This window comes from Alicyclobacillus suci (assembly GCF_017329615.1).
Lineage (GTDB): Bacteria > Bacillota > Bacilli > Alicyclobacillales > Alicyclobacillaceae > Alicyclobacillus > Alicyclobacillus suci.
Genome location: NZ_JAFMTW010000001.1, coordinates 142,724 through 168,897, shown reverse-complemented (window position 1 = coordinate 168,897; position 26,174 = coordinate 142,724). Strand labels below are relative to the sequence as shown.

General features: G+C 51.3%; 31 protein-coding genes and 1 pseudogene. 22 read left to right on the top strand and 10 right to left on the bottom strand.

The window, feature by feature from the left end:
- Nucleotides 1-8: 8 nt before the first annotated feature.
- Genes J3482_RS00970 through J3482_RS00960 form a run of 3 tightly spaced genes read right to left on the bottom strand, consistent with a single transcriptional unit; the run spans nucleotide 9 to nucleotide 1,154 of the window.
- The gene (locus J3482_RS00970) at nucleotides 9-329 is read right to left on the bottom strand and encodes a DUF1811 family protein (protein ID WP_021297100.1); all 321 of its coding nucleotides are present in this window, start codon (nucleotides 327-329) and stop codon (nucleotides 9-11) included.
- Nucleotides 330-354: 25 nt separating this feature from the next.
- Nucleotides 355-825, bottom strand: coding sequence for a sporulation membrane protein YtrI (locus tag J3482_RS00965; protein ID WP_146822448.1), 471 nt, complete (start codon nucleotides 823-825; stop codon nucleotides 355-357).
- Nucleotides 822-1,154: a YtrH family sporulation protein gene (locus tag J3482_RS00960; RefSeq protein WP_223204086.1), complete on the bottom strand. Its 333-nt coding sequence runs from the start codon at nucleotides 1,152-1,154 to the stop codon at nucleotides 822-824. Before J3482_RS00960 ends, J3482_RS00965 begins: the two co-directional genes overlap by 4 nt.
- 49 nt (nucleotides 1,155-1,203) lie before the next feature.
- Between J3482_RS00960 and J3482_RS00955 the strand changes: the two genes are divergently transcribed.
- From J3482_RS00955 to J3482_RS00945, 3 genes are all read left to right on the top strand, one after another.
- Nucleotides 1,204-1,533 carry a hypothetical protein gene (locus J3482_RS00955; protein ID WP_206916331.1) on the top strand — a complete coding sequence of 110 codons (330 nt, stop codon included), beginning with the start codon at nucleotides 1,204-1,206 and terminating at the stop codon, nucleotides 1,531-1,533.
- A gap of 175 nt (nucleotides 1,534-1,708) precedes the next feature.
- Nucleotides 1,709-4,852, top strand: a complete 3,144-nt coding sequence (locus J3482_RS00950; protein WP_206921932.1) for a DEAD/DEAH box helicase — start codon at nucleotides 1,709-1,711, stop codon at nucleotides 4,850-4,852.
- Entirely contained in the window at nucleotides 4,849-5,577 is a 729-nt protein-coding gene (locus J3482_RS00945; protein WP_146822451.1) for an SWIM zinc finger family protein, read from the top strand. The genes J3482_RS00950 and J3482_RS00945 overlap by 4 nt, the downstream gene beginning before the upstream one ends.
- Here the strand turns inward: J3482_RS00945 and J3482_RS00940 are convergent.
- The gene (locus J3482_RS00940) at nucleotides 5,574-5,774 is read right to left on the bottom strand and encodes a hypothetical protein (protein WP_146822452.1); all 201 of its coding nucleotides are present in this window, start codon (nucleotides 5,772-5,774) and stop codon (nucleotides 5,574-5,576) included. The two genes, J3482_RS00945 and J3482_RS00940, sit on opposite strands and share 4 nt — an antisense overlap.
- Before the next feature lie 102 nt (nucleotides 5,775-5,876).
- On the bottom strand, nucleotides 5,877-6,785 hold the full coding sequence (locus J3482_RS00935; RefSeq protein WP_146822453.1) for a LysR substrate-binding domain-containing protein: 909 nt from the start codon (nucleotides 6,783-6,785) through the stop codon (nucleotides 5,877-5,879).
- A 133-nt stretch (nucleotides 6,786-6,918) separates the two neighbouring features.
- Between J3482_RS00935 and J3482_RS00930 the strand changes: the two genes are divergently transcribed.
- From J3482_RS00930 to J3482_RS00920, 3 genes are all read left to right on the top strand, one after another.
- On the top strand, nucleotides 6,919-8,034 hold the full coding sequence (locus J3482_RS00930) for a TDT family transporter (protein ID WP_146822454.1): 1,116 nt from the start codon (nucleotides 6,919-6,921) through the stop codon (nucleotides 8,032-8,034).
- Between the two features lie 78 nt (nucleotides 8,035-8,112).
- On the top strand, nucleotides 8,113-8,430 hold the full coding sequence (locus tag J3482_RS00925; protein ID WP_206921931.1) for an iron-sulfur cluster biosynthesis family protein: 318 nt from the start codon (nucleotides 8,113-8,115) through the stop codon (nucleotides 8,428-8,430).
- Nucleotides 8,431-8,962: 532 nt separating this feature from the next.
- Nucleotides 8,963-9,694: an MFS transporter gene (locus J3482_RS00920; protein ID WP_146822456.1), complete on the top strand. Its 732-nt coding sequence runs from the start codon at nucleotides 8,963-8,965 to the stop codon at nucleotides 9,692-9,694.
- Nucleotides 9,695-9,759: 65 nt separating this feature from the next.
- Here the strand turns inward: J3482_RS00920 and J3482_RS00915 are convergent, their stop codons facing one another.
- Nucleotides 9,760-10,680 carry a carotenoid biosynthesis protein gene (locus tag J3482_RS00915; RefSeq protein WP_146822457.1) on the bottom strand — a complete coding sequence of 307 codons (921 nt, stop codon included), beginning with the start codon at nucleotides 10,678-10,680 and terminating at the stop codon, nucleotides 9,760-9,762.
- 157 nt (nucleotides 10,681-10,837) lie between these two features.
- Here J3482_RS00915 and J3482_RS00910 point away from each other — a divergent pair, with 157 nt between their 5' ends.
- On the top strand, nucleotides 10,838-11,443 hold the full coding sequence (locus J3482_RS00910; protein WP_188332208.1) for a TetR/AcrR family transcriptional regulator: 606 nt from the start codon (nucleotides 10,838-10,840) through the stop codon (nucleotides 11,441-11,443).
- An 11-nt stretch (nucleotides 11,444-11,454) separates the two neighbouring features.
- Here the strand turns inward: J3482_RS00910 and J3482_RS00905 are convergent, their stop codons facing one another.
- On the bottom strand, nucleotides 11,455-12,717 hold the full coding sequence (locus J3482_RS00905) for a cytochrome P450 (protein WP_146822459.1): 1,263 nt from the start codon (nucleotides 12,715-12,717) through the stop codon (nucleotides 11,455-11,457).
- 77 nt (nucleotides 12,718-12,794) lie between these two features.
- Entirely contained in the window at nucleotides 12,795-13,397 is a 603-nt protein-coding gene (locus tag J3482_RS00900; RefSeq protein WP_146822460.1) for a TetR/AcrR family transcriptional regulator, read from the bottom strand.
- A 171-nt stretch (nucleotides 13,398-13,568) separates the two neighbouring features.
- Between J3482_RS00900 and J3482_RS00895 the strand changes: the two genes are divergently transcribed.
- The 12 genes from J3482_RS00895 to J3482_RS00855 all read left to right on the top strand — a co-directional run bounded on the left by J3482_RS00895 (nucleotide 13,569) and on the right by J3482_RS00855 (nucleotide 21,158).
- Nucleotides 13,569-14,186, top strand: coding sequence for a TetR/AcrR family transcriptional regulator (locus J3482_RS00895; RefSeq protein WP_206921930.1), 618 nt, complete (start codon nucleotides 13,569-13,571; stop codon nucleotides 14,184-14,186).
- 117 nt (nucleotides 14,187-14,303) lie between these two features.
- Entirely contained in the window at nucleotides 14,304-14,615 is a 312-nt protein-coding gene (locus J3482_RS21750) for an SDR family NAD(P)-dependent oxidoreductase (RefSeq protein WP_369123476.1), read from the top strand.
- Nucleotides 14,527-14,871: an SDR family NAD(P)-dependent oxidoreductase gene (locus tag J3482_RS00890; RefSeq protein ID WP_223204088.1), complete on the top strand. Its 345-nt coding sequence runs from the start codon at nucleotides 14,527-14,529 to the stop codon at nucleotides 14,869-14,871. The genes J3482_RS21750 and J3482_RS00890 overlap by 89 nt, the downstream gene beginning before the upstream one ends.
- 135 nt (nucleotides 14,872-15,006) lie before the next feature.
- On the top strand, nucleotides 15,007-16,257 hold the full coding sequence (locus tag J3482_RS00885; protein WP_206921929.1) for a DNA polymerase Y subunit UmuC family protein: 1,251 nt from the start codon (nucleotides 15,007-15,009) through the stop codon (nucleotides 16,255-16,257).
- Between the two features lie 4 nt (nucleotides 16,258-16,261).
- Nucleotides 16,262-16,504: a DUF6504 family protein gene (locus J3482_RS00880; protein WP_146822463.1), complete on the top strand. Its 243-nt coding sequence runs from the start codon at nucleotides 16,262-16,264 to the stop codon at nucleotides 16,502-16,504.
- Nucleotides 16,505-16,517: 13 nt separating this feature from the next.
- Entirely contained in the window at nucleotides 16,518-17,126 is a 609-nt protein-coding gene (locus J3482_RS20770; RefSeq protein WP_223204089.1) for a PHP domain-containing protein, read from the top strand.
- Nucleotides 17,127-17,135: 9 nt separating this feature from the next.
- Nucleotides 17,136-17,972: a helix-hairpin-helix domain-containing protein gene (locus tag J3482_RS20765; protein WP_328702629.1), complete on the top strand. Its 837-nt coding sequence runs from the start codon at nucleotides 17,136-17,138 to the stop codon at nucleotides 17,970-17,972.
- Between the two features lie 52 nt (nucleotides 17,973-18,024).
- The gene (locus tag J3482_RS20760; RefSeq protein ID WP_223204090.1) at nucleotides 18,025-18,405 is read left to right on the top strand and encodes an OB-fold nucleic acid binding domain-containing protein; all 381 of its coding nucleotides are present in this window, start codon (nucleotides 18,025-18,027) and stop codon (nucleotides 18,403-18,405) included.
- A 156-nt stretch (nucleotides 18,406-18,561) separates the two neighbouring features.
- On the top strand, nucleotides 18,562-19,623 hold the full coding sequence (locus J3482_RS00870) for a phospholipase D-like domain-containing protein (RefSeq protein WP_328702628.1): 1,062 nt from the start codon (nucleotides 18,562-18,564) through the stop codon (nucleotides 19,621-19,623).
- On the top strand, nucleotides 19,614-20,177 hold the full coding sequence (locus tag J3482_RS00865) for a phosphatase PAP2 family protein (RefSeq protein WP_146822464.1): 564 nt from the start codon (nucleotides 19,614-19,616) through the stop codon (nucleotides 20,175-20,177). Before J3482_RS00870 ends, J3482_RS00865 begins: the two co-directional genes overlap by 10 nt.
- Nucleotides 20,178-20,278: 101 nt before the next feature.
- On the top strand, nucleotides 20,279-20,620 hold the full coding sequence (locus J3482_RS00860; RefSeq protein WP_223204091.1) for a cupredoxin domain-containing protein: 342 nt from the start codon (nucleotides 20,279-20,281) through the stop codon (nucleotides 20,618-20,620).
- An 82-nt stretch (nucleotides 20,621-20,702) separates the two neighbouring features.
- Complete coding sequence (locus J3482_RS00855; protein ID WP_021295903.1) at nucleotides 20,703-21,158, top strand: OsmC family protein; 456 nt, start codon at nucleotides 20,703-20,705, stop codon at nucleotides 21,156-21,158.
- Here the strand turns inward: J3482_RS00855 and J3482_RS00850 are convergent.
- Nucleotides 21,155-21,499 (bottom strand): histidine triad nucleotide-binding protein, encoded by a 345-nt coding sequence (locus J3482_RS00850; protein WP_146822523.1) that lies wholly within the window; start codon nucleotides 21,497-21,499, stop codon nucleotides 21,155-21,157. The two genes, J3482_RS00855 and J3482_RS00850, sit on opposite strands and share 4 nt — an antisense overlap.
- 110 nt (nucleotides 21,500-21,609) lie before the next feature.
- On the opposite strand from J3482_RS00850, the gene J3482_RS00845 reads away from it, so the two are divergent.
- A complete protein-coding gene (locus J3482_RS00845; protein ID WP_146822465.1) occupies nucleotides 21,610-22,545 on the top strand; it encodes an aminotransferase class IV in 936 nt (311 codons plus the stop codon).
- Between the two features lie 412 nt (nucleotides 22,546-22,957).
- Complete coding sequence (locus J3482_RS00840; protein ID WP_206921928.1) at nucleotides 22,958-24,919, top strand: TOMM precursor leader peptide-binding protein; 1,962 nt, start codon at nucleotides 22,958-22,960, stop codon at nucleotides 24,917-24,919.
- A gap of 80 nt (nucleotides 24,920-24,999) precedes the next feature.
- Here the strand turns inward: J3482_RS00840 and J3482_RS21205 are convergent, their stop codons facing one another.
- The gene (locus J3482_RS21205; RefSeq protein WP_262927003.1) at nucleotides 25,000-25,125 is read right to left on the bottom strand and encodes a hypothetical protein; all 126 of its coding nucleotides are present in this window, start codon (nucleotides 25,123-25,125) and stop codon (nucleotides 25,000-25,002) included.
- A 453-nt stretch (nucleotides 25,126-25,578) separates the two neighbouring features.
- Here J3482_RS21205 and J3482_RS00835 point away from each other — a divergent pair.
- Nucleotides 25,579-26,100 (top strand): annotated as a pseudogene (locus J3482_RS00835) (cupin domain-containing protein); the annotation flags it as partial.
- Between the last annotated feature and the right edge of the window lie 74 nt (nucleotides 26,101-26,174).

The following is a 26,174-nucleotide window of genomic DNA, read 5'->3' as shown; positions in this document are numbered from 1 at the left end:
TTATCGGTTTACGAGAAGTCGTCATCGTATTCGTCGAGGCGAGCGATGGGGATAGCGGTGGTTTCCCCGGTGGACTGACGAATGCCCCACGCCATTACGCCTTCGAGCCCTGTGACGGTCAATCGGTCGTACTCTTCCGCGATGCGGTAGGTGCGGCCGATTTCGATATGGGCGGTAGGGAGAATTTCGTAGCTTTTAGCCAAGTACCACTTTGTCATGTGAATCTCGTACTCTGTCCAGTTTTCCTCGTCAAACGCGCGTTGCCCTTTGCGTTGAAGTTCCTTCATCTCGGCCTGCAATTGTTCTTTGGTCATGTCGCTGTATAACACATTGGAACCCTCCTCGCGCAGGCAGTCATTCTTGTAACTGCCCATTGACGCGTACGTATAACTCATCGTTTGTAATTATAACAAGTGTGACGTGGAGCCGAAACTTCCGGTTCTCGACTGTGATTGATTGTGGGTCGATGATGCGGTTGGGGAGGTCCGGGTGATCTAATAGGATTTGTAGGGATCTGCCTTGAAGAAATGCGAGATTTTTCTGCACGCGCGATTTAATTGCCGTTTGCACGGGGACGTCGTCAGGGGTGTCGCAGTCGACGCGAATACTGCTGAGTATGGCTTCGGCATTGGGGTTTTGCACTTGTTCCGAGAGCAGCGTGTTTTCTGTTTCGAGCGCTTCATTTTCCTGTTGCTGTTCCAATAGCTGTTCGTGCATCGTCTTTAAATCGTGTCCAGCGTAAAGTGTCACACCTGTGGCTCCGAAGATCATTCCGATGATGAGCGCACCAAGGGTTTGTTTGACGCCGGATGACCGTATCATCATTTTTCCCCTCCGATGACCCATTGAATAATCACGTAGCCCACCTGACAGCCGATAAATGCGGCTACTAAGTAGAGAAATGTCCTGGCGATAGGCATAAAGGAAAAGTCAAACACGCCTCGGTGAATGACGCGCAACGTGTCCATGGTTCCACCTAGGGCGGCTGCCAGTGCCCAGATTTTCAAGTCGTCGGACAGAGTATTCATGGTTTGGAACGGATTGTGATGTGTGATAACTGCAGATAGGCCACCGAGTAGTGAGCCCCCGATGACCATGCCCATTGATACAAAGAAATCGAGAATACAGTTGCCGATGACGCCGGAAAACAGCATGCCAGTCCCCTCCGCATTGCTCGTCTACTCAAACATACGGGACAACGTGGTGGCATATGCGAAGAATGTGCTGTACCGCATATTCGTGTGTTTGTCGAAAGAGACTAACGCTATCGACAGCGATGTCGATGTACGTACAAAATCTGAGTGGAAAGCGGGGTTGATGCGGATGATGAAGGCAGAGAAGTCACCGAAGCGCAATCGAATGATTGACCAGTCGAAACGGACAATCATCGACGAAGAGACGCCTGATGATTTTTGTTATGAGGGTGGAACGTGTCGCGCAACAGGTGTGTCAGGCGTCACCGCTGGGGACCTTCGCACACTCGCGGCAAACGATAACCCGGATGATCTCGAGGGGGAACCGTATAAGCTGTAATGATGTTTGTGCGTGGCAGCATCCATTGGCAGAGGGCAATGCGCTCTCTGCCTCTTTGCTGTAAAAAACAGGAGAATGGATGCGGGTGTTTTCGTTCCTTGGTACCTAATGTTAAGATGGAAGAACAGTCATTTTTCAGTGACGTGGCTTTTACACATCGAGGAACCTGATAGGAATGAGCGGTGAGGACATGGACGACAACCAAAGAGCGACGTTACCCTTTTGCCTGGAATTCCTGGTCAGAGATACGGGCGACCAAGAAGATAAAGCTGTGTTCTCGTGGTCTGACGAATTGGCGCAGTCGGATGAAGCGCACTTGCGGGCAGCCGTCGAGCGCTTGCTTCTGCATGGATACATCACGGAATTTCATGAGGATACACGTACATTACACCTGAATGCGGCGGCACTCATTCAGTTGCTGACGAATTTGCGCGAGATGGATGAATCGTTGTTGACCCGTGCACCTTCGTCAGCAAAGGGCAGGTTGTTTCAGCAAGCTGTGGCGGCACTGAGTTTGGCCGAGGAAATTGTCCGCACGCGGGATATTTTTGCGGGAGCTTTCGTCGCGTCGTTCACCGTGGAGGCGTGTTTGCAGGTGCTACGGGAAGCTGCATCGGCGGCGGATGACGTGATGCCACAATGGGGTTCAGGCAATGGCACGTTTGTCGGAATGTGGGTGCCAGCGTGGTCAATTCCGGAGTTCTGTAGTCTGCGTTTGTCCATCTTGTCCGGTGTTCAGGGGTCATTGGATGGTTCTGCGACGCTGTCGCCAGATGCGTTGTTGTATTCGACGCTGGACTGGTGGATGTTAGTGTGCGTCGATACGCTTGTTCGCAAGCAGCTATTTGACGTCGCGGATGCAACGACTTCCAGCGGTCAGTCTTACCGCGTGATGTACCGTGGGGAAGCCGATGTCATTGAAGCGTGGTGTGTTGCTTTGAAGGGCGCGGTTGGGAAGACGTTTCCTGGTGATGGTTGGTTAGTTGCGCGGACGATGCGTCAGGCGTTGCAGAATTCCGGCTGGAAGGCGTCGAACATGGATGATTATTCGGGACGGAATTTTTACACGCTATCTTTTCAACTCATTCCGCCGCCGGTCGATTCGACGGTTGCAGATTGGCGATTAATCTATCGGGTGAAGCATCGGTATTTTGGTTGGACCAAACCGCTTGCAGATTGGTGGCGGCAGCCGGAGCGCGTGTGGATGGTTGGTCAAGACATGCTGGTGGAGCCCGATGTGTGGATGCTGCCGTTGTTGCGCGAAGCAGCAAAGGTCAGCCGTGAAATTCGCCAGTCTTTCGCGCTGTCAGCGCCTAGTGGATGCGAAATCGCTGCCGATGACGTCTACACGTTTTTGACGGAATCCGTGCCCAGCTTGCGGGCGCTCGGCTTTTCCATTGATGCGCCCAATGTCTTGCGAGAGAATGGCTCAAGTGTGCGCGTTCGAGTTCGTGTGAAGCGTCCCAAGTCCGAATCCAGACGCATGAATGGCATTTCGCAACAGTGGTTTGACGCGAATCGGCTGGTTGATTTTGATTGGTCGGTGGTGATTGACAACCAGGAGATCTCTCGTGAGGAATTTGCCAAACTCGTCGCAAATCAGACGCCGTTTGTCCAAGTAGAAGGGTCTTGGCGGCTGATTCCAGTCGATGAAATCCTGCGGCAGGTGGAGGAACTCGGGGGAATCGACAAGCCATTATCGACGCGCGTGTTAGATTTGTCCCGGGCCATTCTCATGTCGTCGGAGACGGCACAAGTGCCAGTTCAAGTGGAGTATCAGGAAGAGGCATTGCCTATCGAACATGTCATTCAGGTACTGACCCATGCATCAAATCCGCCGCTCGTGACCACGCCACCGACGTTTCGTGGTGAACTGCGCCATTATCAGCAGTTTGGATTCTCGTGGCTGATGCATTTGCGATCCATCGGTTGTGGCGCGTGCCTGGCAGACGACATGGGATTGGGTAAGACGGTACAGGTACTCGCATATCTTTTGGCGCTTCGGGAACGCGGGGAACAGCAAGGCACGCATTTGCTCATCTGTCCGACGTCGCTGTTGCCAAATTGGCGCGCAGAACTTGCAAAGTTTGCGCCGGACTTGTCGGTGTATGTGCATCACGGAAGTCATCGCGATTTATCTCCCCACGTACGGGCGGGTGAATCCGGTGTTCATCTGGTGATGACCACCTATGCCACACTTGTTCGCGACGTCGAGTTGCTCAAGGAGTTGAACGTGGACGCCTTAATCGTCGACGAGGCGCAGAATATCAAAAACGTCGATACGAAGCAGGCGCAGGCCATCCGGATGATTCAGGCGAATCATCGAATTGCACTGACGGGAACGCCAATTGAGAATCGACTGGAGGAACTGTGGGCGCTGATGGACTTTCTGAACCCTGGCTATCTCGGGTCTCCGTCGTGGTTCCGCAAGACCCTCATTGAAGGCACCTTGCAAAACCCCAGTGGCGATACAGCGACCAAGTTGCAAGTGCTCTTGCGACCTGTGCTGTTGCGGCGGAGAAAATCTGATCCGGAAATTCAAACCGAACTGCCAGAAAAATGGGAGGTCAGCGAACGGGCTTTGCTCACAGCCGAGCAAGCGGCCATGTACCAAGCGATGGTCGACCAACTGTTTACGGAAATTACGCCGCTGCAAGGCGGGGGGATGTCGCGTCGCGGGCAGATTCTCGCGACCCTCGTCCGCCTCAAGCAAATTTGCGATCACCCTTGTCTCGTCGCCGGCGGCCGACCTTCTGTCCAACGATCCGGCAAGCTCCGCCAGCTGCTGGAACTGTTGCAGACGGTCGTCGATGAGGGCGAGAGTGCATTGGTTTTCACGCAGTTCCGGGATATGGGCGAAATCTTGTGCGATACCATCGAAGCGTCATTGGGCGTGCGCCCGCAATTTCTACACGGTGGATTATCAGCGGCGACACGTGGCAAAATCGTCGATGACTTTCAGCAAGGGAAGGACCCGTCTCCGGTTTTGATCTTGTCTCTTCGCGCGGGTGGCGTCGGTCTCAACCTCACGCGCGCGAACCACGTTTTCCACTTTGACCGCTGGTGGAATCCTGCGGTCGAAGATCAGGCGACGGATCGCGCTTACCGCATTGGTCAGACGAAAGACGTGCAAGTGCACAAGATGATTTGTACTGGAACGCTTGAGGAACGGATTGACGATTTAATCACGAGTAAGCGCGAACTCTCACAGGCCATCGTCGGCGGCACAAATGAATGGGTCACGGAACTCGACGACGACGCGTTGCGTGAATTGTTTACGCTGAGTGAGCAGAACATCTGGGAGGAGGAAGAAGCGTGAATGTGAAGTCAAAAGGGCGCGCCTCTGTCGTTGAAAACGCATGGAAAGTAGTCCTTAAAGAAGCGGATAAATCGCGTGCTCGCAAGGGAAAACAGGATGCAAAATCCGGGGCGGTTTCGAATGTGCGCACACATGACGGCGGGATTGTGGCCTCCGTGAAAACGACTGGCCCGGAGCGCGGCACTTTTCAAGTGTTCCTTCCGTGGCTGGCCGATTACACGGGGCATCGTCTCGATGTCGCCAAATGGTTGGCTCGTCGCCCGGATTGGATTGCGGCGCATTTCACTGGAAGTTGGGATCTCGATTTTGTTCAGTTCGTGACGGATAATCAATTGAACTTGTTCCCGGATGAGACCACTTGGCAGAAGATTGAGCATGAGAGCAAGTGCACGTGCAGCGATTGGCAGCCGGTTTGTGCACACGTCTTGGCGCTCTTGTATCACTTGCTTGCCAGCGCTGATGCCAATCCGCTGAACATTTTTCAGTTCGTCGGTTTATCGGTGGACGAATTATTAGATGAGGCGCATCGCGAGAGTGCCCGGATGGTCATGGCGGAGCAATCAGAGGAGCGTGATGTGTCACTGACGGCGCACAGCTTGGACGATACCCAGGAAGCGTCGGCGCGGCGGGATTTGCGTGCGCTGATTGCACACGTGGAACCAGTCGCGCCGAACGGGCGTCTCGTTCCACAATTTATTGTCGAACGAGTGGGGGATGGCCGTTAACCGACATGAGCTTCATCGGTCGGTATTGCGGCGTGCTGCTCGGTGGTGTGGACAGATGGTTGTGAATTGGATGTTTCCCTCGGCGGTGTTGTTTGCATCGCCGAGGGCTGGGACTGCTCTACGGCCAGCGCTTGCTTGGCGAATAGTCCAAGTATGACGGCGAGTAAAATGATAGTGATAATAAACCCGATTGCCACGCGTATCCCCGTCCTTTGAATTGGCCTCTTACCTATATAGACGACAGATGTCTACAAAATGTTTCATGTTGTTTCAAATTTTTTCGGGATTTCTACACATTTTTACGCCTGGCCTATGTTCTGCAATTTTGGAGATTCCTCGATGAGGAACTCAGTGAACAATTGAATCGATTTTGGATAGAAATCGGATTTTCTTTGAACCATCGAAAATTGTCTGGTTATCGGACGCTTAGAAAATGGAATGATTTTAAGTGTTTGACAGGTTAGCTCCTTGCGTATCGTCCAGGTGGACAATAGGGTGATTCCGAGCCCTGCTTCTACCGATTCTTTAATGACTTGCGTGCTCCCGTATTCAATCATGGCGCTCGGGTGTATCCCGAACTCCTGAAATACCCTATCCGTCACTTCCCGCGTCCCAGACCCCTGTTCCCGGACAATCCAGCATTCTCGTTCAAGAGCCGCTGCGGTCGCCTGGGTGGCCGCTGCAAGCGGGTGGGAACTGGACGCGACGACGACGACGGTGTCCTCAGCAAACGCGGTGACTTCCACGCTCCCTTCGTGTCCCGCGTGCCCTTCCACAATGCCAATATCTAATTCTCCTCTGGAAACCTGTTCAACGACCGTGTGCGTGTTGGCGATTGTAATCGTCGGATCAATTTTTGGATATTGGCTTCGAAAGCGGGCGATGATGTGGGGGAGAACGTACTCGCCAAAAGTGAAACTGGCGCCAATCGCGAGTGTACCACTGGCCTCCTCTTTTAAGTCCTGAATTAAGCGAGTCATGTGACTGTACAAGCTGAGAATCTCCCTTGCATGGTGGTAAGCCACCTCACCGGCCCTGTTGAGGTGAACGTACTTGTTGGTTCTATCCAACAGTTTGATATCCAGGCGCTGTTCAAGCGCCTGGATATGTTGACTGATGGCGGGCTGACTGATGTGAAGCTTTTCCGCTGCCCGCGTGAAACTCTGTTCATCTGCGACAGTGACAAATGCAAGTAGTTGTTGATCCACCTTCACCGACCTCCTGATACCAACTAGATAATATGATAATAATATGGTTATCGTCATAATTGCAATTATGTATTTTACTTATCTTAAGAGAAGGAATACGATGTTCATGAAATGAATGACGGAGGTGAGCGTGGTGAGTGTCATTCGGCAATTTGGACCGAATTGGTTTACAACAGTCATGGGTGTGGGCATTGTTGCCGTATTAACTTATACGTCCCCATTTCCAATTCCACTCGGGCACAGTATAGGGATCGTGTTGTTTGGACTTCTGAATGTGATTTTTGTATTGGCGTTTCTCTTTTGGCTGTTTCGCTGGATCTTTCACACGGATGAGGCGATGAACGACTTTCGTCATCCGGCACGCGCGCTGTTTTATGGTGCGTTTGCCATGGGAATTAACGTGGTTGGCAATGATTATCTACTGATTGGCGCACACATCTTCAACAGCAGTGTGGCCATTGAGGTAAGCAAAGTGATCTGGGTAGCGGGTACAGTGGTTTCCATTTTTACGGTTATCGTCGTCCCGTATTTGTTGTTTGTTGAACATCAAGTAGAGCAACATCAAACCTTAGCGACGTGGTTGATTCCTGTCGTTCCACCGATTGTAGCGGCTGCTACTGGCACGAATCTCATTCCATTTTGGGGCGGTGCAACGGCACAGTTTACTATCACGGCGTTAATCCTGGCGATGTTTGGTACGACGTTCTTTCTCTTTATCATGATTAGCGCGCTCGTCTATTCGAGATTGGTGTATCACAAGCGACTAAGTGGAGAGGCGGCACCTAGCCTTTGGGTAGAGATTGGCCCAATCGGAATGTCGATGGCGACATTTAGTACATTGCCAATCAAGACGAATGCGATATTGGGTCCATATGCCAACCTGTTGCACGCACTTGGAATGGTATTCTCGATGGCGCTTTGGGGGATTGGTATCTGGTGGATTATCATTTCAGCAATGCATTCCATACTGCATCTGAGCAAACGTGGCGAGGGGCTGCCATTTCACATGGGATGGTGGAGTTACGTCTTCCCGATTGGCAGCTTTACCAACGGTACTTATGCCCTTGTTCATCTTGTGAATTATCCATTTTATACAATCGCCGGATTTGCCCAGCTCATCATTCTTTGGATCTGTTTTGTCGTGGTGTTTATCCGAACGGCTATCGGGGTGTGGAAAGGGAGTTTGCTTCAATGGAGAGCATCCCATATGAATCAGAAGCGACTTTTGAACGGAAAGACCACGGCATAACTCGCAAGTCCGTAGAGAAAAATGCGCGACGCCTATGGGCGCAATGTCATCCCGCCAGCTTGCGTGAGGAGGGAATTGATGATGATGATGCTGTTAACTGAGCGTTGTAATCAACAATTGTCAAAAGTGCAACTTGCCAAGGATTCGTACATCAGACTGTCCGCCGAGTATGAAGGCGGGGGATGTGGTTGTTCGGTTGCCGTGCAAATGAAAGTTGACGAGCGCGCCCTGGAAGATGAATGTAGCGTAGCGAATGGTATTTCCTTTCTTATGGATAAACATTCTCAAGCGGTGTTGGGAGATAGCGTGTTTGAGTTGGATTTCAAAGATCACTTGGGCTATCTTTTGAAAACCCCAAATGAAACGTTAGCGTATGGGATTCGGTTGGAGCAATAGGGATGGTGTGTGGTATGAAACCATTCAGCAATGGCATTCCATACGGAGTCACGGGGGATAGGGGAACTATGAACCACCCACATTGGGAGTTTGATTCTATTTGTCCGAAGTGCGGCCACGTTACACGCGTTTGTTCGCCGGTGGGGGAACTGGTCGTACGTGTACATTGTAATCATTGCGAACATGGCTATGATTACACACACGTGATTCGAGAATATGAAGAAGTGGAAGAAGTACTGCGACAGCATGATTCGTGATGGTGTTTTGATTCGCGGCCTCATCTATAGATTATCCGGACTCATTTACAATATCAATCGATTTGTAATGGCGTCACTTCGATTAGGCCATTGCATCGTCTTTACCCCTACTGTTTTCACGAACAGTGGGGGTATTTGTTTGTAGTGACAGATGATCTATCGACAATGGGGTTTTCACAGGCTATTGTTGGATTATGTATTTTTCATTTGTTCGAAAACACGTACGATTCGGTTATTTAGAAAGATGAACCAGACATTGAGGTGGGGGTGTTTGTGTGGAGCCCACCGTAGCTGCTAGCGAGGAATACAGGCGCGCAGTTGAGCATACGGGATTGCTCGCGCCCATTCGCTCATCGCGAAATTTTGCCGCTTTGTGGCTGGGACAAACGCTCTCGCAGTTTGGCGATGCCGTGTTGTGGGTGACGTTGCCACTGGCTGTATTTCATACAGCGAATGCGAACGCCACGTTGCAATTGGGTATTATTATGGGCTTATTTATGTTGCCGCAAGTGGTGCTCTTGCTGTTCACTGGATGGTTGGCGGATAGAGTTTCTCGGATTCGCACGATGATGACGACGGATGTCATCCGTTGTCTATTGGTTTCCACACTTGCAGTGTTGTATATGTCTGGTTTGCTGGATATGCGGGTCCTCGCTATTTTCGTGCTCGCTTATGGCGTCATGGAGGCGGTTACGTTCTTTTTTCTGTCATTTGTCGATACCACGCCGATGCTGATGGTATTGATGGCGATTGCCAACGCGGGCTCGATGCTGTTTGGCGTCGTCTGGGAAGGGAGTATGCAAGAACTGGTTCATCCGGAAGCATACGGACGTGCCGCCAGTCTCGACTATTTTGGTTCATGGGTCTTGCTCCCTGTTGGCAATGTGTTGACTGGCTGGCTTGCGGCGCAAGTGGGAGGGATTCACGCGGTCTGGGCTGAGTCCGCGTTCATGTTGTTGATTGTTGTTATCACGATGTCTGTGCCTGCTGTGCGAAAGTTCGATTAAGGACGCTAAAGGGCCTGTTTTTGGGGGCGCTTTGTCCCCCCGTACAACAGGTCCTTTTCTCGGTTTTAGACACTTAGCCGGTCATTTTGTTCTTGGTCCGCGCCAATGACAGGGGCGATGCGATGTGCTCTCGTGCGCGATTTGAGTAGTGTCACAAGCGATAGGTATGTCGCAAACAACATCGTAAAGAGCATGACGGTGGTTGCGGACTGGTAGATGCCTGTCACACTGAACGTTTGTCCCACGGCGTTGGTGACGGTTTGATGGGTGTGGAGCAACAAGTAGGACTCCAAATAACTCAGTGCCGTCGTTCCATACATGATGATGGGCATCACCCAGAAACCAGTGACCTGTTGTTGGCGAATCGTCTGCGGCCGCAGGTGCAAGATGATGGCAAACGCTTGGAAGATAATCCAGACCGTGAGGAACCAACCCAGATAATTGGTGAGTGGCACCCCGTTAAATCCTCCGCCATTCTCCCAAATCCATTGGTGACCTACAGTCGAGCTGATGGGATCCATGACGATATCCCACATGACCATAATGAATGCCGCAGTGATGGGTTGGACAATCATGCCGCCGATTGTGGCCGTGCGCTCGTCGCCCTGTTCAAGAATGGCGGAAGCGACGCACCAGGCTACATATCCGTAGGCGAAGTACGCAATGCCAATGGTGATAGGGACCTGAAAGAGAAACGGCGTTCCACTATGTGTGTAGTGATAATGGCCAAACGGGAAGCCGGAGGCGATGCTCAAATTCTCCATGGCGTTGCCAACCAGTTCCGTGATGACGAATAGCATGATGATATTGATTGCTCCGTAACGGCGCCCGCCGTGCCAGAAGACAAAGATGAGGCCAAGCAATATGAGAACTAGGGAACTCGCTTGCCCGACGATGGGTTGAAGAAGGACTGTGGCGCCCGTTAATATGGCTACAATCCAGAGTCCGACGTCCGCTCGCGATCCAGATGGCGTCTTTGTATTCATTGCATTCCCTCCACTCGCAGGATTAAAATGGACTATACAGTCCGTTTGTTCAATTTATATTATCGGACTCATGGGTCCACATGTCAAGAGGAGTCTTGCGTTCAGTGGACAGGTGAGATACGCTTTTTACGTGTTTTTGCCAGAGGAGGTCGCGGGTATGAGTGAGCATGAAGGCGGGAACAAAAAGTCGCGGAGTCGTTCGGATGCGCGTCGCAATAGTGAGCGCGTGCGGGAAGCGGCGCTGCAGGTGCTCGCCCAACAAGGCAGCGACGCTACCATTCTGGATGTGGCCCGGCAAGCGGGTGTGGGGAAAGCGACCGTGTACCGAAATTTCCCGACCAAGGCGGCTATCCTTGCTTTTGCTGTGGAGCACCACGGACAATGGCTGGTGGAACGGCTCAATCGCGCGATTGAGGCCGATGGCGGATGGACGGGGTTTCAGGCACTCGTCAGCGATACCATGCTGCGGATTCGCAGAGAGCCGATTCTTCTGGAGGCTCTTCGCCCTTCTGATTCGGAGGCAGCAAAACCGGCAGTGGCGCGTACGATCAACGAACGTTTGGCGTATCTCATTCAAACGCTGCGGGACGAAGGACATGTGCGAGCAGATGTGACCGTGGCTGACTTAGGCCTATTGGTCATCGGCACGTCGCAATACCTTGCAGATACATCCGCCGGAACCGAGGAATGCCTGCGCGCGGCTGAACTCGTTTGTAATGCGCTTCGCGAGCATCATACGCCCCCGGCGGACGCTGGTCAGTAAGTGCTAATCATTTACTGTGCCCAGGTCACCTGTATAGGAAATGATTTTACCCCGTAGACAAACCCACTGATAATCGGTGTGAGATCCGTCGGCACTGCGGATACTTCGTCGATTTGTGAAAGCATCGCTACGATGGCGATTTTAGCTTCGAGTTTCGCAAGTGGCGCGCCTAAACAGAAATGTATCCCATGTCCAAAAGCCATATGATGATTCGGTGAGCGTGTTGGGATGAACGTGTCAGGATTTTCAAATATGCGGGCATCGCGGTTCGCTGCGCCGAGCCAAACCACAACGCGCTCCCCCTTTGAAAACGTTTGTCCGCCGACTTCTATATCTTCTGTCACGATGCGGTTTGTCGCTTGCACAGGTGAGTAGTAACGCAGGGTTTCTTCGATGACGCCATCTATGAGCCCCGGGTTCTCGCGAAGCATCGCAAATGTCTCAGGGTGTTCGAGAAGGCACCTCCAGGCGTTGACGATGAGATTGGTCGTCGTTTCGTTCCCCGCTGCCAGGAGGAGTACGCAAAAACTAAGCAGTTCTTCCAGTGACAGCGATTCATTTTCAATTTGTGCTGAAATGAGGGCGCTGATAAGGGTGCCGTCGTCCTTACCACGATGGAGCTGGACGATGTTTCGGAAATACTCGTCGAGTTCTTTGCGGCCAGCCGCCCTGCGCGTCATTAAATCCATCATCGTTTCAGGTCGCAAATCGGATGGCCCTTCGACCAGCAAATCAGACCATCGCTTGAACTTGTCACGGTCTTCCGGCGGTACGCCCAACATCTCCGCGATGACAATCACTGGGAGGGGGTAGGCGAGGGCTGCGACGAGATCGACTTCGGAGGATTTTCCTTGCGTCTCTTGTTTCATGGCGGCGAGTAAGTTGTGGGTGATTGTTTCAATGCGCGGTTGGAACGAGGCGATGGCCTTCGGTGTGAACGCGAGATTGATGAGACGGCGAAGTTGTGTGTGGCGAGGCGGATCGAGATTGAGAATACTCGGCGCATAGTTTCCTAGCGCGTTTTGGCCGTCTACAGTTCGTTGAGAAGAGAAGTGGGCGTGGTTCTTTAGGACAAACTGTGCTTCTTCGTAGCCAAATACATCCCAGGATTGACTGCTTTCATCGCGCAGGACTGTGCCCTGGGATAGGCAGGTCCGGTACCAGGGGAACGGATTTAACCGTTGCTCCCGGGTGCGAAGGGCCGGGCGGACGAAACCAGTCATCAAATTTTGGACATTTGGGGCATGACTCGATTCATGGTTCATGGATTCCATAGGAGTCTCTCCTTGTGTAGGCAGATTCTTGTTATGAAATGAATCGGTGATTGCTGGACAGTCGGGCCGCCTGTTCGTCAAGAATTTGCCGGCGGTTGTAAAATGCGCAATACGATGTCGGCATCCGGGAAGTGCCGCTTGGCGTTCTCGCTGCCTTGGATGCCCATGATACAGAGACCATTCAAAAAGGCGAGCAAGGCGACGAATAGTTGTTGCGGATTGCCCGGTGCAATCACGCCAGTTTGCTGTCCTTCGGCAATCAGTGATTGCAGTAACGAACGGAACGCCTCCGCCTGCTCTTCTAGCTCTGCGCGCAGTGCGCTCGGGAGTGCATCGTCATGCAGTGTTAACACAGATAGACGGAACAGCTCGATATGAGTGTCGTTGATATCGAGCAATTCGTTGATGAGATACCGGAGTTTATCCATCGCAGACCCATCCATGGTCCGCACGTTCTCAAACGCTTCGAGGTGGCTCGCGCGGTTCAGCAGTTCCGCATAAATTGCTTCTTTTGAAGGAAAGTAGCGATATGCGAGACCCTGACTGACGTTTGCGGCTTCAGCGATATCCGCCATGGTGGCAGACCAGCCTTTGCGTGCAAACACACTGCGCGCGCCGGATAGGATGTTGAGCCGCTGCATCTCACGTGCGTCGTCGTGCGGTTTTTCAGAAGCTGCCATGTTGTCGTCACTCCGTGAATGAATGGTTTATTCATTTTTGTTGCCCTGAGTATCGCATATGTTTATCAATCTGGCAATCCGCATTGACACACAGAGGCGGATGCCTGAAAATAGAATGAGCATTCTTTCTTAATTCGATGTATGAAACAGATTGTCCGATGGAGGGATAGTGTGTTCGAGAAATATAAAAAATCCCAAAAAGCTGTTCTTGAGACGGCACTTAGACTGTTGAGTGAGAACGACTTGCAGGCCACGTCAATGTCTATGATTTCTAGCGAATCCGGTGTTTCGATGGGAAGTATCTACAACAGCTTCACTGGCAAAGAGGATATTGTCAATGAGCTTTTTACAAGTATCGTCGAGTTTCAAACTGAAATTGTACTGAAGGACTTCTATGACGGATCTGCGATTCACGAACGGTTCGCGAAGGTGTGGAGAAAGGTGTTTGAGACGAGTGTAGACTATCCAGATGCGTTTCAGTTTATCGAGCGATACTCTCTCTCGCCGTATATCCGTGACGCATCTAAGAAGGCCGCTTATCAGAGTAATTGGTGCGGCCCTTTGTCTCAACTATATGCCGAGGCGATTCAGAAGGGTCTTTTTATCGCGGGCGAGCCACGTCTGATGGTGCAAATGCACTGGGGAACGGTGGTGTACTTGGTAAAAGGGTATTTGCAAGGCAACTTGGAACTCTCGCCTGAGGTGGTCAGGATGACGATTTGCTCCTGTTGGAACTCTGTGAGTACGCCTGAGGGGTTTAACTGGTTGGTGGAAAAGGGGGTGGTATGAATCAGGAGATGCTATGAATGGTGAGAAAGATCCACACTGGCCCAACCAGGTGGATATTCTTTACCTAAATTAGAATGAGCATTCACTACATTCTGTGGTTGCCGCACGTGGAATGCGATGCGGATTAAACTTTTTATGTGGAGGTTGTCATTGATGAATCGGAAAATCGCGTTAGTCACCGGGGCAACAAGTGGTATTGGAAAAGCGACTGCAGCAGAATTGGCCCGAAGAGGCGCTAAGGTGTACGTAGGTGGAAGGCGTGAGGAAGCAGGGCAACAAGTCGTGCGTGACATTCGTGCTGCTGGTGGGATAGCCGTTTTTACCCGTGTGGATGTTACGAGTGAGGAACAAATTCATCGTCTCCTCGATTGTTGGTCTTCGCGGCTTTGCTGCAAGCGGGGCCTATGCTGCATCGAAATACGCACTTGAGGGACTCAGCAAGTCTGCGGCGCTCGATTATGCGAGTCAAGGCATTCGGATTAACACGGTGGCGCCAGGACCTACGAGCACGGACATACTTGGAGAAGAGCGTGAATTGGCGATACGCAGACTCTCAGAGATGAGCCCAAGTAAGCGGATTGGTACGCCGGAGGAAATTGCAAAAGGCATCGCTTGGCTGCTCTCGGACGAAGCCGCATATGTCACGGGAGCTACGTTGGTCATGGATGGTGGAATGAGTGCCTGATTTTGAGCATAGACGCCACAGGTCAGGTTCCAAAGGTGGATAACTTTACCACGCCGAAAATGCGAACATATGTTTGTATGCGCCGCGAGACTTTGCATATAATGAAACAGAACGTATGTTCTGGTGGTGTGACAGATGAGATATACGCTATTTGGACAGGGCGAGGGGATGTGCGTCGATAGGCGTGGTATTCCTGATGCAGTGGCCCATTGTGCGTATGTGGCGGTAGATAAGACGGATATCGTCACAGATGCGTCAGTGTCGGCGCTCAAAGCTGGTGTGCAAGTCGGGGGGGCATTGAAAACGGCCCAGTCCGTCGTGTGCGATTTGGTCGTCTTTGCACATCCGGATAAACCCACTGATCAGATGCGGCAGGTGTATCAGATACTTTGGAATGCCTCTCCGTTTGTGAGGACTCTTGCGCATAGTGGATTTGTCGTTCAAGTGCCGACAGAAAGACCACCGCTTGCGGAAGTACGGGAAATTTTGTTGGCCATTGATGAAATTTTACACGCGGAACAGAGATTTCGCGTGGGGATGGCAGAGAACCCGTTTTTAGCGGAGGCGTTGGTGGCGTGGAGTCGCATGGAGCGGGTGCCGGGGGCGCGCTATTATCGCGTGCGGCAACAGCAGCTTATCCTTTCGCCAGGCGTGGCTAGGATGCTTGAGGCAGGGGGCGAGGTGGATACTTCGTGGGTGTCGCAAATGCCCATTGCGGCACTTGGGTATATCCCGCCAACACAACGCGAGCAACTGCGACAACTCGGCGTTCATCGTCTGCAGGACTTGGCTGATGTGTCTGATGAATTGCTGTTTGCGCGCTTCGGAAAAGAAGCTTGGCTGTGGAGGCAGGCACTCCAACAAGTACCGGGTGGGCGCATCCAAGTCAATTACCCGCCGTTGGAGCAGCGCATGTCTTGGCGAGCACCGCTGGGCGAAGAAGCGAGCATAGAAGTGGTAGAGTTGCTGATGGAGTCAATGGCCGCACAACTGTGTAGTGAACTGCAGCGCGTGGCAGCTGGCGCGCTTTTAGTGGGGATGCGTTGGCAAACCGAGATGGCGGGCGGCAGTTACGAGTATGCGGCGAGAACCCCCATATATCAGCCTTTTTCCTTGCTTGCTGGATTGGAAGTCGGGCGGTTGCAGATGGTGGGGCAACGGATTGAATTGATTGATCTCTATGTGTCTGAATTGCGGCCATTGGAGTCTGTGCAGGCGGGGTTTGTCTTGTATGAAGACGCGTTTTACCCCCTGCCGCAAGTGGATAGGGCGAGTTTGGAAGATGTGCGCGAGGTGTTGCTCCATAAATTCCCGAAAAAGCTGCATATCGGCGCGAGACCGACGTTTCGCGAACAGCGGTTGAATGCCATCTTAGGGGGCGGATGATGCGATGAGCCGCATTGTGCGGCAACCGATTGCCGTTTGTCGGTGGCAGGCGGATGACCCTGTGGCTTTTGTCCATCGCGGGGAAGTACACACCATTGTCGAGATTCTCGACAGATGGGTCGAGATGGGCGACTGGTGGCAAGGCGAGGGGGAGCGGAAGCTGCTATGCGTGTGGACTGACCATAACGCGTTATTTGAACTCGAGTGCACGAAACAATCGTGGTTTGTCTATAAAGTGTGGGATTAGGCGGGATGGAATGATGTTTGTTCACTTGCACTGCCATTCTCCATATTCGTTTTTGAATGGTGTCTCATCGACTGAAGCGCTCGTCGCGCAGGCGGCCTTGTACCAGATGCCAGCGTTGGCCTTGACAGATCACAATACGATTGCGGGTCTTCCGGAATTTCATAAATGGGCCGCCGTATATGGGATAAAACCGATTTCTGGGGCGGAGTTGACGCTCGCGGACGGGACGCACCTCACGGTGCTCGCGGAGACGCGGCAGGGCTATCGCAATTTGTGCGAGTTGCTGACCTTGGCGCACGCCGGGGAGGGGCGGCGGCGGACGCCATATATCGAGGAAGAGATTTTGTTTCGTCTCGGCGACGGCCTACTGGTTCTCTCCGGTGGGCGCCACAGCCGGATTCAGCAACTTCTTCACAGGCGCGACGAGGTGATGGCATATGTCTACGAGAAGTATGGGCGCGACAAAGTGGCTCGCGTGGCGACGTATCAGACGTTTCGCGGCAGGTCAGCTGTGCGTGAAATTGGCGCCGCACTCGCATTGCCTACTCCGTTGCTCGATACGCTAGCCAAACGCGTACCATGGTCGGCGCATGCAGATGAGTCTGGATGCGCTCATAGATAATGTGCCAGAATTGATGGATTACGCACAACACCGGCAAAAGTTTCTCCGTTCATCGCGCGCCGCCATGGCAATGAGCAGATTACCTACCTGCATCCGAAGTTGGAACCGATTCTTGGCAAGACGTATGAGGTCGTGCTGTTTCAGGAGCAGGTGATTGCGACTGCGATTGCCGCATTTACACCAGGCGAAGCAGATGAGTTGCGACGTGTGATGAGCCACGCGCGCAATCACACTGAGATGGAGCAGATTGGCCGGAAATTTATGTACAAAGCGGAACAGAATGGGGTGACGCCTGAGGTTGCTAGCATTATTTTTTCGTACATTCAAAGTTACGCGAGTTATGGTTTCTGTGAGGCCCACGCAGCGGCTTTCGCGACTACTGCTTATAAGACGGCATATTTGGTGAAGCATTATCCGGCGCAGTTTTATGCGTCTGTCCTCAATCAGTATCCGATGGGCTATTATCCAGTTCATGTCGTCTGTGCAGAAGCTCGGCGGCGGGGGGTATCAATGTTGCCTGTGGATATCAACGAAAGTGAATGGTCGTGTACTACGCCGGATGACCAGAGTATCAGATTAGGTTTTCGGCTGATGAAACGCGCGTCCGCACAGATGGTGGTGGCGCTTGTCGAAGAGCGGATGAAGGTTGGCCGGTTTATGGGAGTCGCGGATTTCCTGATGCGGGTGCCTGTGGCGGATCGGCTGCAGGTAGAACACCTGATTCGCGTTGGCGCATTTGATGTGCTTGAGGGCACAGACAGACGCTCGTTGTTGTGGCGTGTTCCTGGGTGGCTGGCAATGCGCGAAACGCGTGATTTGCCCCCTACTCGCGCAGATGCCTGTTGAAGCGAAAGGAACATCGCCCAGGAATGCAGCGGGGGACCCGCTTGCTAGCCGCTTGGTCGATGAATACAATTTACTAGGCGTTGGTGTCTCTGGACACTGGTTGGAACTGATTCGCCGAGATTTGACACAACAAGGGTATGTCACCACAGCGCAAGTGCTTGCCGCGCCGGAAGGTGCACGAGTGGTTGTGGCAGGTCTGGCAGTTCGACCACATCGACCGCCAACGAAGAGCGGTCGCACAGTGGTCTTTTTCACATTGGAAGATGAGACAAATTTACTGGATGCGACAATGTTCGAATCGGTATATCATAGCGAAGGTGCGGTATTGTTCACGCCCTATGGCCGCTTGCTTGGGCTGGAAGGCGTGGTACAGCGACGAGGCGGGGCTCGTGCACAACTGCTCGTTGAGCATATTTGGCCGTTGCCGCGATGATGGGACGAATATCGTTGCGCACAAGACAGGTAAGCTTCAACTTCATCAGTTTTTCATTTTTGGATAATTAAAGGATAGTAAAAAGGTTTTTGCCTATCATTTCAGGAATCCATATGACAAAATCATGCAACTGACGTGTTGCGCATTTTGTCAGAGGTGAATCATTTGCAGATATTTCGGGGTGTGAAACGGTTTTTCTTCGCGATGGTGCTGTGTATTGGTACGGTCGTCACGAGTGGCTGTACAAGCCCTACGGACGCTCAGGATGTGCAGCAGGTGTTGCCCGCGCCGGTGACTGCGAGAGGCGGAATGCAGCTCGTGTGGGGGCCGGATGTCAAGAAAGCGGCGTTAAAGTTGATTCAAAACAGTCACCGCGAGGTCTATTTGGATATGTACGAGTTGTCGGACAAGGATATCATTCAGGCACTTGTGGCTGCCCGTAAACGCAATGTCGATGTGCGCGTCGTGCTCGACGCCACAGAACCGCATTCGACCAGTGTGGGCTATCCCAGTTTGCGTGCCGCCGGTGTGACAGTGCGAGAAATTTCAATTAAACAGGGAATTGACCACGTCAAAATGCTCACGACAGATGCAGGCACGCTGATTGGCGGCATGAACTTTGGGACTAATAGTTGGAACAACAATGATGCTTCAGTTTTGATTCCCCATGCAAACCGTGAGTTTCAAACGATGTTTTTGTGGGATTTCAGCCGGGCCGCTGGTGAGGCAATCGAAGCTCCGACTCTGCCACCGCCGCTAATTATCGATGGCAGCATTGAGTCTGCACTCGTGCAGGCCATTCAGTCTGCGCGCCAAACCATCGATATGGAGGCGTTCGACTTGTCGGACAAGACGTTGATTCAGGCGCTTGGCGCAGCGCTTGCGCGTGGGGTGGCCGTGACGATTTTGGTTGATCCGACTCAGTCCTACAATCGAAGCACTGTCGACACATTGCGCGATGCGGGGGCGATGGTGCGTTATTACCGCCCATATGATGGGGAATTGATGCACGCGAAAATTCTCGATGTCGATCACGGCGCGACCTTCATCATCGGCAGCGCCAATTTTAGCCACCAAGCGTTTACGTACAATCACGAGGCGGATTTGGAACTGCATGATGTTTTGCCGTTCGACGCGTCACTTAGGGAGGATTTGCAGACACAGATGGGTAGAGGATCAGATTATCCGATGAAAGCGGCGAATCGTTCATGGGGTTGACGGATTGGCTCTGGCGCGGATTCAGCCTGGCGGACGCAGTGGTGACGCGACGGTTGGAAAAATTGTGGATTACGGCGCCATGGCTAAACGCACTCATGATTATTGCGGCAAAGTACACGCCTATCGTCATGTTGGCCATTCTCGTCATCGCTGCTGCGAATATCGTTGAGGTGACCACGGCAGAAGTCGCCTTTGTTTCCGTAGCCTCATCGATTGTTGCGGCCCTTCTGATTCGTGCCTTGCACGAACCTGTCAGCCGCTTGACGAATCGTCCGCGCCCATTTGACACGGAACCGTTTGAACCTTTGCTGGAACACGAACGAGGGGAGTCGTTTCCGAGCAATCACGCGGGCGGATCGATGGCATTGGCTTGTGGTGCCCTGCATCTGCCGTTTTACCCATGGTTTCTTCTCGTACTTGCTATTCTACTTTGCTTCTCTCGAATTTACTGTGGTTTACATCATTTGAGCGATGTTTTGGTCGGCGCGCTTGGCGGTGCGACTTGTGGCGCGGTGTGCGCGTTTGCAGGATACGCCGCTGTAGCACATGCGTAGAGATAGGGAAAGGCGCACCAATGTGTTCATCCGTGTGTATGATTCTATCTTGTCAAAGCCACGCTAACGACATGACTTACAGACGAGACGGAGGTATTAGGGTGCGCCTAACCCGCTTGTGTAGCGTCGCGTTGTTGACGATATTCTTCCCATTCTCCGCCGCCTATGCGCAAACGGTGCAAGTGACGCTGAGAGACGGTTCCATTCAACCAGGTACGATTCAGTCTACAAGGGGGCAAGAAGTGCATGTATTGGTCCAGAATCGTGGATTGAATGTACATAATTTTGTGCTCCCAGCATTTTATGTGTTTACACAGAATTTACAGCCAGGACAGCGTGTTGACGTGCGATTTACACCAGATAAAACGGGGGCATTTCAATATTATTCGGACAAGTCAGGGGTTCCCGAGCCAGGGATGTTCGGGACCATTCAGGTAAGATGACGTTTTTCTAACAAGCATGGCCCTCCTTGGATGACGACAATTCAAATGCGCGATACAATACATAGCGAGGGGGGTGTCGTGTTTGGAAATGAAGGTTACAAGTAAATGGCTCGGCCAGCGTCACTTTCAGGCGGACGGGCCATCTGGAAATACAGTGTATATGGACGCGCGCCGTGAAGAAGGCGGGACAGGACAGGGTAATCGTCCAATGGAGCTTTTGTTGATGGGGATTGTCGGCTGTACGGGAATCGACATTGCAATGATTCTTGAGCGGATGCGCCTGAAACTTGAAGGAATGGAAATCGACGCTTCCGGCATACGTCGAGATGAATATCCCCAAGCTTTCACGGAAATTCATTTGACATATCGCCTGACGGGGGAAGTCCCACCTGCTAAAGCATGGCGTGCCATCCGATTAAGCGAGGAAAAATACTGTTCCGCTATCGGCTCTGTCAACGCCAATGTCATTCCACATTTGATTCTAAACGGCACTGAGGTGCCACCGCTCGATGTCGTGCAGGATGGCCTTCCAGATTAACCTGGAGGCCACCCGAGTTGCCGACCGCCGACGATATGGTAGTGCAAGTGCTGCACCGTTTGTTGACCGTATCGGCCGATGTTGGTCACGACGCGATATCCGTCCTGGTCAATCTCCAACGCTTTGGCGATGGTCGGGATGGTCGCGTGTAACCGCCCAATCATTAGAGCGTCATCCGGCGTAACGGCCTGGGCCGAATCGACATGCTGTTTCGGAATGACCAGCACATGAACCGGGGCTTGCGGTCGAATGTCGCGGAAAGCTAGTACGTCATCGTCCTCATATACCTTGTCTGAAGGTATTTCACCGGCGATGAGTTTGCAAAACAAACAGTCTGCCATACTCCCAGTTCCCTTCCCAATTTCCACTGATATCGGACAACCTATTCAGCATACTTCCCTTTGATACTTTATAATGATATCAACTTTCCGTCAAAGTGGGGGGATTTCGTATGCCGGTTGTCGGCTATTATAACGGTCAATATGTCAATCCAAGTGAGGCCGCGATTGCGATTGACGAACGCGGTCACGAATTTGGAGACGGAATCTACGAAGTGATTCGGGTGTATGGGGGCCAGCCGTTTTTGCTGGAATGGCACATCGAACGGCTTCAAAACAGTCTGAATGCGATTCGTATCCCGTCGCCCTATGATGCGAATGGATATAGGGAACTTATTCACAACCTGCTTGAGCACAGTGGAGAAACAGAAGCGTCTATCTACCTCCAAATCACGCGCGGCAGTGCAGTTCGCAATCACTTGTTCCCCGCAGCGGAAATCACACCAAACGTCAGTGCGGTCGTCCGACCTGTGCTGGTTAAAGGCGAGCAAACGCCTGGCAAGCTCTTGATGCAACCCGATGAGCGCTGGGCCAATGTCTACATCAAGACCTTGAATCTGCTACCGAATATCATCGCAAAACAGACCGCGCACGATGCAGGCGCAGATGAGGCACTGTTGGTGCGGGATGGAAAGATGATCGAATCGGCGAGCTCGAACCTTTGGTTTGTCCGCGGCGGGGAACTGATTACAGCACCTACGGACAGATATATTTTGCCGGGCATCACACGTCGCTTTGTGCTCGAACTGGCGAGCGAACTTGGTATTCCCGTACGCGAAGAGAAATTGTCGGTCACTGAACTTTCTTCTATTGATGCTATTTTTATTACAGGGACGCTTTCTGAAATTTTCGCAATCGACACGGTGTTGTCGCATCCAGATTTGCCCGTTTCTGTACCGTTGCAAGACGTTGCGCCGCATCCGATTGTGGTTACCCCAGATACATGTAAGACGGAATGGACGGCGAAAAACTTCGACGTGGTGAATCGGTTGAAGGAAGCATTTTCGCAACAGATTGACGAACTGCGCAAGGCTTCCGTTTCGGCGTGATACGTGATAAATGAATGTGAAATAAAGGCGCGTGGGTGATAGACCTGCGCGCCTTTGTCAGTGCGAGTATTTGGGATAGAAGTATTTGGGATAGAAGTATTTGGGATAGAAGTATTTGGGATAGAAGTATTTGGGATAGAAGTATTTGGGATAGAAGTATTTGGGATAGAAGCACCGCCACAGAATGGGATACTGGGCGGTGCCCTTGGATATGGGTGGTGCAGTTGCACCGAGTAGGAGTTTATGTAGGTTGTCTATAAAATATTCACTTCAACCGTAAATCACTTCAATCGTAAAAGCGATGGGGTGGTCTTGCTTCGATTGTTCTATACGTAGGAACGTACGAATATATGTTGACTGATGAGGTGTGCACGAAAATAAAGTGACTGATACTTCATTTGCGGAGGCTAAAATGAAGATTGTTCTATTTCACGACGGTTCCGTTTTGGGGAAACAAATCATTGACACCTGGTGCGAAAAGTACAGTCAAACGAGTGAATTTCATATGGTGCACAACGGTTCACTGGATGATCTAGAAAAACTCCGCCCAAAACTTGTCATTTTGGCCTCGGATATGACTTCTGGATTTGAGCATTTGGTCCTGGAAAAGTGTAGGGATTTACAACTTAGTGTCTTATCGGTGCTAGGTAGGGGAGCGACCGTTTTCGTGGGACCGCTAGAAACGCCAGAAATACCTGGTTGCGTGACTTGTTTACAATTGCGGTGGGAAAATACTTTTGATCACAGTCTTCTAAAAATGTTTCAAGGAGTAGAGAGTATTGAGGAGCCGCTCGCGATGTCCCCATCTGACTTGCTCAAGTTGGGCGATATCGTGGCCGATGAGATACAGACTATTGTGCTGGCATCTTCTCATGAGCCAATTTGCAAAGGGCAAGTCGGGCTGTATGAACAAGCCGAAGGCATTGAGTGGGTGCCCCTGATTCCAAATCACGAATGCCCTCGATGTAACCTGATACCAGACGACCATCCTTCTCTTGCTCAGGTGGAATTCGTTTCCCATCCTGTGAACGATATAGAAGCATTGAGAGTTGCACCGGTGGATTATCAACGATTAGAAACATTGTTCGTGCATCCTAAAATAGGATATATTTCCAACACACATACATTTTCGAATGAAGGCCGTTACGTTGAGGCAGGTGCTTATATCTATACGCCTAGTGGGGCTGAAATTGCTGGGTATGGATCCGGTTTGACGAGCATTGACGCCAAGCAATCTGCCATGCTCGAAGTGTTGGAGCGCAGTTGTGGATTTCAGGCTGTGAATCGACGACCTATCATCTTTGATAAATATTCAGAATTGAACAACGACGCTGTGCATCCATTAAAGTTTGGGCTGCACACAGATGCGTGGTTGCAGTCGTCGTCCTACTATGAACCTTTTGCTGAGGAGAAGCCGTATTCCTGGATTTGGGCATACTCGACTAAACGTCAGTTGCCTGTCCTGATTCCTGAGCAGATGGCCTATTATGGACCTACGGCGGATGCGTTGCGTTTTGTGAAGGAGACGTCGAATGGCTGTGCAATGGGGGGGACTATGGAAGAAGCGACGTTACATGGAACGTTCGAAGTGATTGAACGCGATGGGTTTTTGAACATGTGGTACGCAAAGATGCCGTTACCTGAGCTAAGGCTAGGAAACCATTGCCCACCGAAAATCGCAAAGGCCTTTCGCCATTTAGTGGACAGCGGATATGAGGTTCGCCTATTTAATATGTCACATGATCTTAGCATACCAACCATTTGTGCTGTGGCAGTCAACAAAGCGAACGACTACCCGAAAGTTGTCAGTGGCTCAGCGTGTCATTTAAACCCTTATCAGGCTGTCTATGGTGCGCTCCGGGAATTGACGGTTCAAGTGCTCAACCTGCAGCGAACGTCGGAAGAGCGGCGCAAAGAGGCGCTTTCCATGTTTCTGGATTCGACGAAAATCAAGGATATTCTCGATCACGTCGCGGTCGCCGGTCTCCCCGAAGCCTCCCCGCGATGGGCTTTCCTTTTAAGGCCTGAAAATCGAACGCGGGCCCAGTCGGTCGAAGATGTATATCAGGATGTCGCTCGGCGATACCAACTGCATTCACGCGACATTCGACGAATTCTCAATGCGGTACTTGACGATTTGCACGACCGAGGATTTGACGTGATTGTGTTGAATCAGACCAGCCCGGAAGTATCTTACGCCGGATTGCATGTTGTGAAAGTCTTTATACCGGGAATGACACCCATTACGTTTGGCTATGGCGCTCAAAGAGTTCGAGGGCTTAGAAGGCTATTCGAATTGCCACAGAGAATGGGATACGCCAAACGGGCGCTGACGGAAGATGACTTAAATCAGGATTGTCATCCGTTTTCGTAATGCTAAAAGGCGTCCGTATAGGACGCCTGTATCGATTTGAATCTATGGTGATGTTTTAATGGCTTTGTTGCTGTTTAGGATTAGTACGCGCCTGCACAGCTGCTGCCTGCACCATAACCAACAGCTGGAACAAACAGGAAGAACAAAACGAAGATGATCAAGAACACAACAGCCCATTGCGTATATCCACCAAAAGCTCCGTACATGGAAATTCCTCCTTGTGATTGATCCCTTATGTGGGAGTCATTGTGTCACCAGTTTTGTTCTTAGTATGCGCCTGCACAGCTGCAGCTGGTCGCTGCACCGTAACCAACGGCTGGCACTAGCAAGAAGAACAGAACAAAGATGATCAAGAACACAACAGCCCATCGGGTATATCCGCCAAATGTCCCGTACATGAATCTCCCTCCTTATCGTCGGTGTCTGTTTAGATTTATGACTAGAGGGTTGTCCTATCGTAGGGCATATGACTCAGCACATTCGCCCATTTTGCCAGATTTACGTATTAAACTGCTTTGCAGCATGCCTTATCTAGGCGATGAACCAGAATCGCATGAGCAGATTCTCTTCTTCTGGATGATTTTTTGGAGCAACTGTGGGAAATCGGCATATGATACGCCAGATGCGGCAAATGCCTATTTTTTCAGAGGGAAGGTTGCATAATGGTCTCGTATATGGACTTTACATCGCCAAATGTCCAATTTAAATACGATTTGAAGAACAACCCCTTTTTTATTAAGGACTGTCAGAATCTAATTAACTTGCTTTCCATAAAGGAATTAAATACGTTAGGTAATGTTTCGTTATTGGATATATTTTTGAGTAAATCGAATGTAGTGGAGCCGCATACGCACCAAAACGCTTCAGAATTGGTTTATTGTATTTCTGGATCAGCACTCGTATCCATCATCAATCCGTTTACTAAGCAGTTACTCAACATCCCCATTAAACCAGGCCAGGTGGCAAACGTCCCACAAGGTTGGTGGCACTATGAGATTGCCAGGGTTGACAATACGCACTTACTCGCGATATTTGATGCGCCAATTCCGCAATTTATCGGCGGATCGGACGTATTGAGACTGACGCCTCCAGAAGTGCTGGCACATACCTATGGTTTACAAGAGTCACTTATCAGAGAAGCACTCGCTCCAATTACGCATACCACCTTTATCGGCCCCCCCACATATTGAGGAAATGTGAAGCAGGATATCCCACAAAACAAAACACACCCCGATTCACCGAATGACGGAAAATC

Coding starts and splice junctions, on each gene's coding strand:
- J3482_RS00965 (WP_146822448.1), bottom strand. CDS start 825: ATGATGATACGGTCATCCGGCGTCAAACAAACCCTTGGTGCGCTCATC.
- J3482_RS00960 (WP_223204086.1), bottom strand. CDS start 1,154: ATGCTGTTTTCCGGCGTCATCGGCAACTGTATTCTCGATTTCTTTGTA.
- J3482_RS00950 (WP_206921932.1), top strand. CDS start 1,709: ATGAGCGGTGAGGACATGGACGACAACCAAAGAGCGACGTTACCCTTT.
- J3482_RS00925 (WP_206921931.1), top strand. CDS start 8,113: ATGATGATGATGCTGTTAACTGAGCGTTGTAATCAACAATTGTCAAAA.
- J3482_RS00915 (WP_146822457.1), bottom strand. CDS start 10,680: ATGAATACAAAGACGCCATCTGGATCGCGAGCGGACGTCGGACTCTGG.
- J3482_RS00910 (WP_188332208.1), top strand. CDS start 10,838: ATGAGTGAGCATGAAGGCGGGAACAAAAAGTCGCGGAGTCGTTCGGAT.
- J3482_RS00905 (WP_146822459.1), bottom strand. CDS start 12,717: ATGGAATCCATGAACCATGAATCGAGTCATGCCCCAAATGTCCAAAAT.
- J3482_RS00900 (WP_146822460.1), bottom strand. CDS start 13,397: ATGGCAGCTTCTGAAAAACCGCACGACGACGCACGTGAGATGCAGCGG.
- J3482_RS21750 (WP_369123476.1), top strand. CDS start 14,304: ATGCGGATTAAACTTTTTATGTGGAGGTTGTCATTGATGAATCGGAAA.
- J3482_RS00885 (WP_206921929.1), top strand. CDS start 15,007: ATGAGATATACGCTATTTGGACAGGGCGAGGGGATGTGCGTCGATAGG.
- J3482_RS00880 (WP_146822463.1), top strand. CDS start 16,262: ATGAGCCGCATTGTGCGGCAACCGATTGCCGTTTGTCGGTGGCAGGCG.
- J3482_RS20770 (WP_223204089.1), top strand. CDS start 16,518: ATGTTTGTTCACTTGCACTGCCATTCTCCATATTCGTTTTTGAATGGT.
- J3482_RS00865 (WP_146822464.1), top strand. CDS start 19,614: ATGGGGTTGACGGATTGGCTCTGGCGCGGATTCAGCCTGGCGGACGCA.
- J3482_RS00850 (WP_146822523.1), bottom strand. CDS start 21,499: ATGGCAGACTGTTTGTTTTGCAAACTCATCGCCGGTGAAATACCTTCA.
- J3482_RS00845 (WP_146822465.1), top strand. CDS start 21,610: ATGCCGGTTGTCGGCTATTATAACGGTCAATATGTCAATCCAAGTGAG.
- J3482_RS00840 (WP_206921928.1), top strand. CDS start 22,958: ATGAAGATTGTTCTATTTCACGACGGTTCCGTTTTGGGGAAACAAATC.
- J3482_RS21205 (WP_262927003.1), bottom strand. CDS start 25,125: ATGTACGGAGCTTTTGGTGGATATACGCAATGGGCTGTTGTGTTCTTG.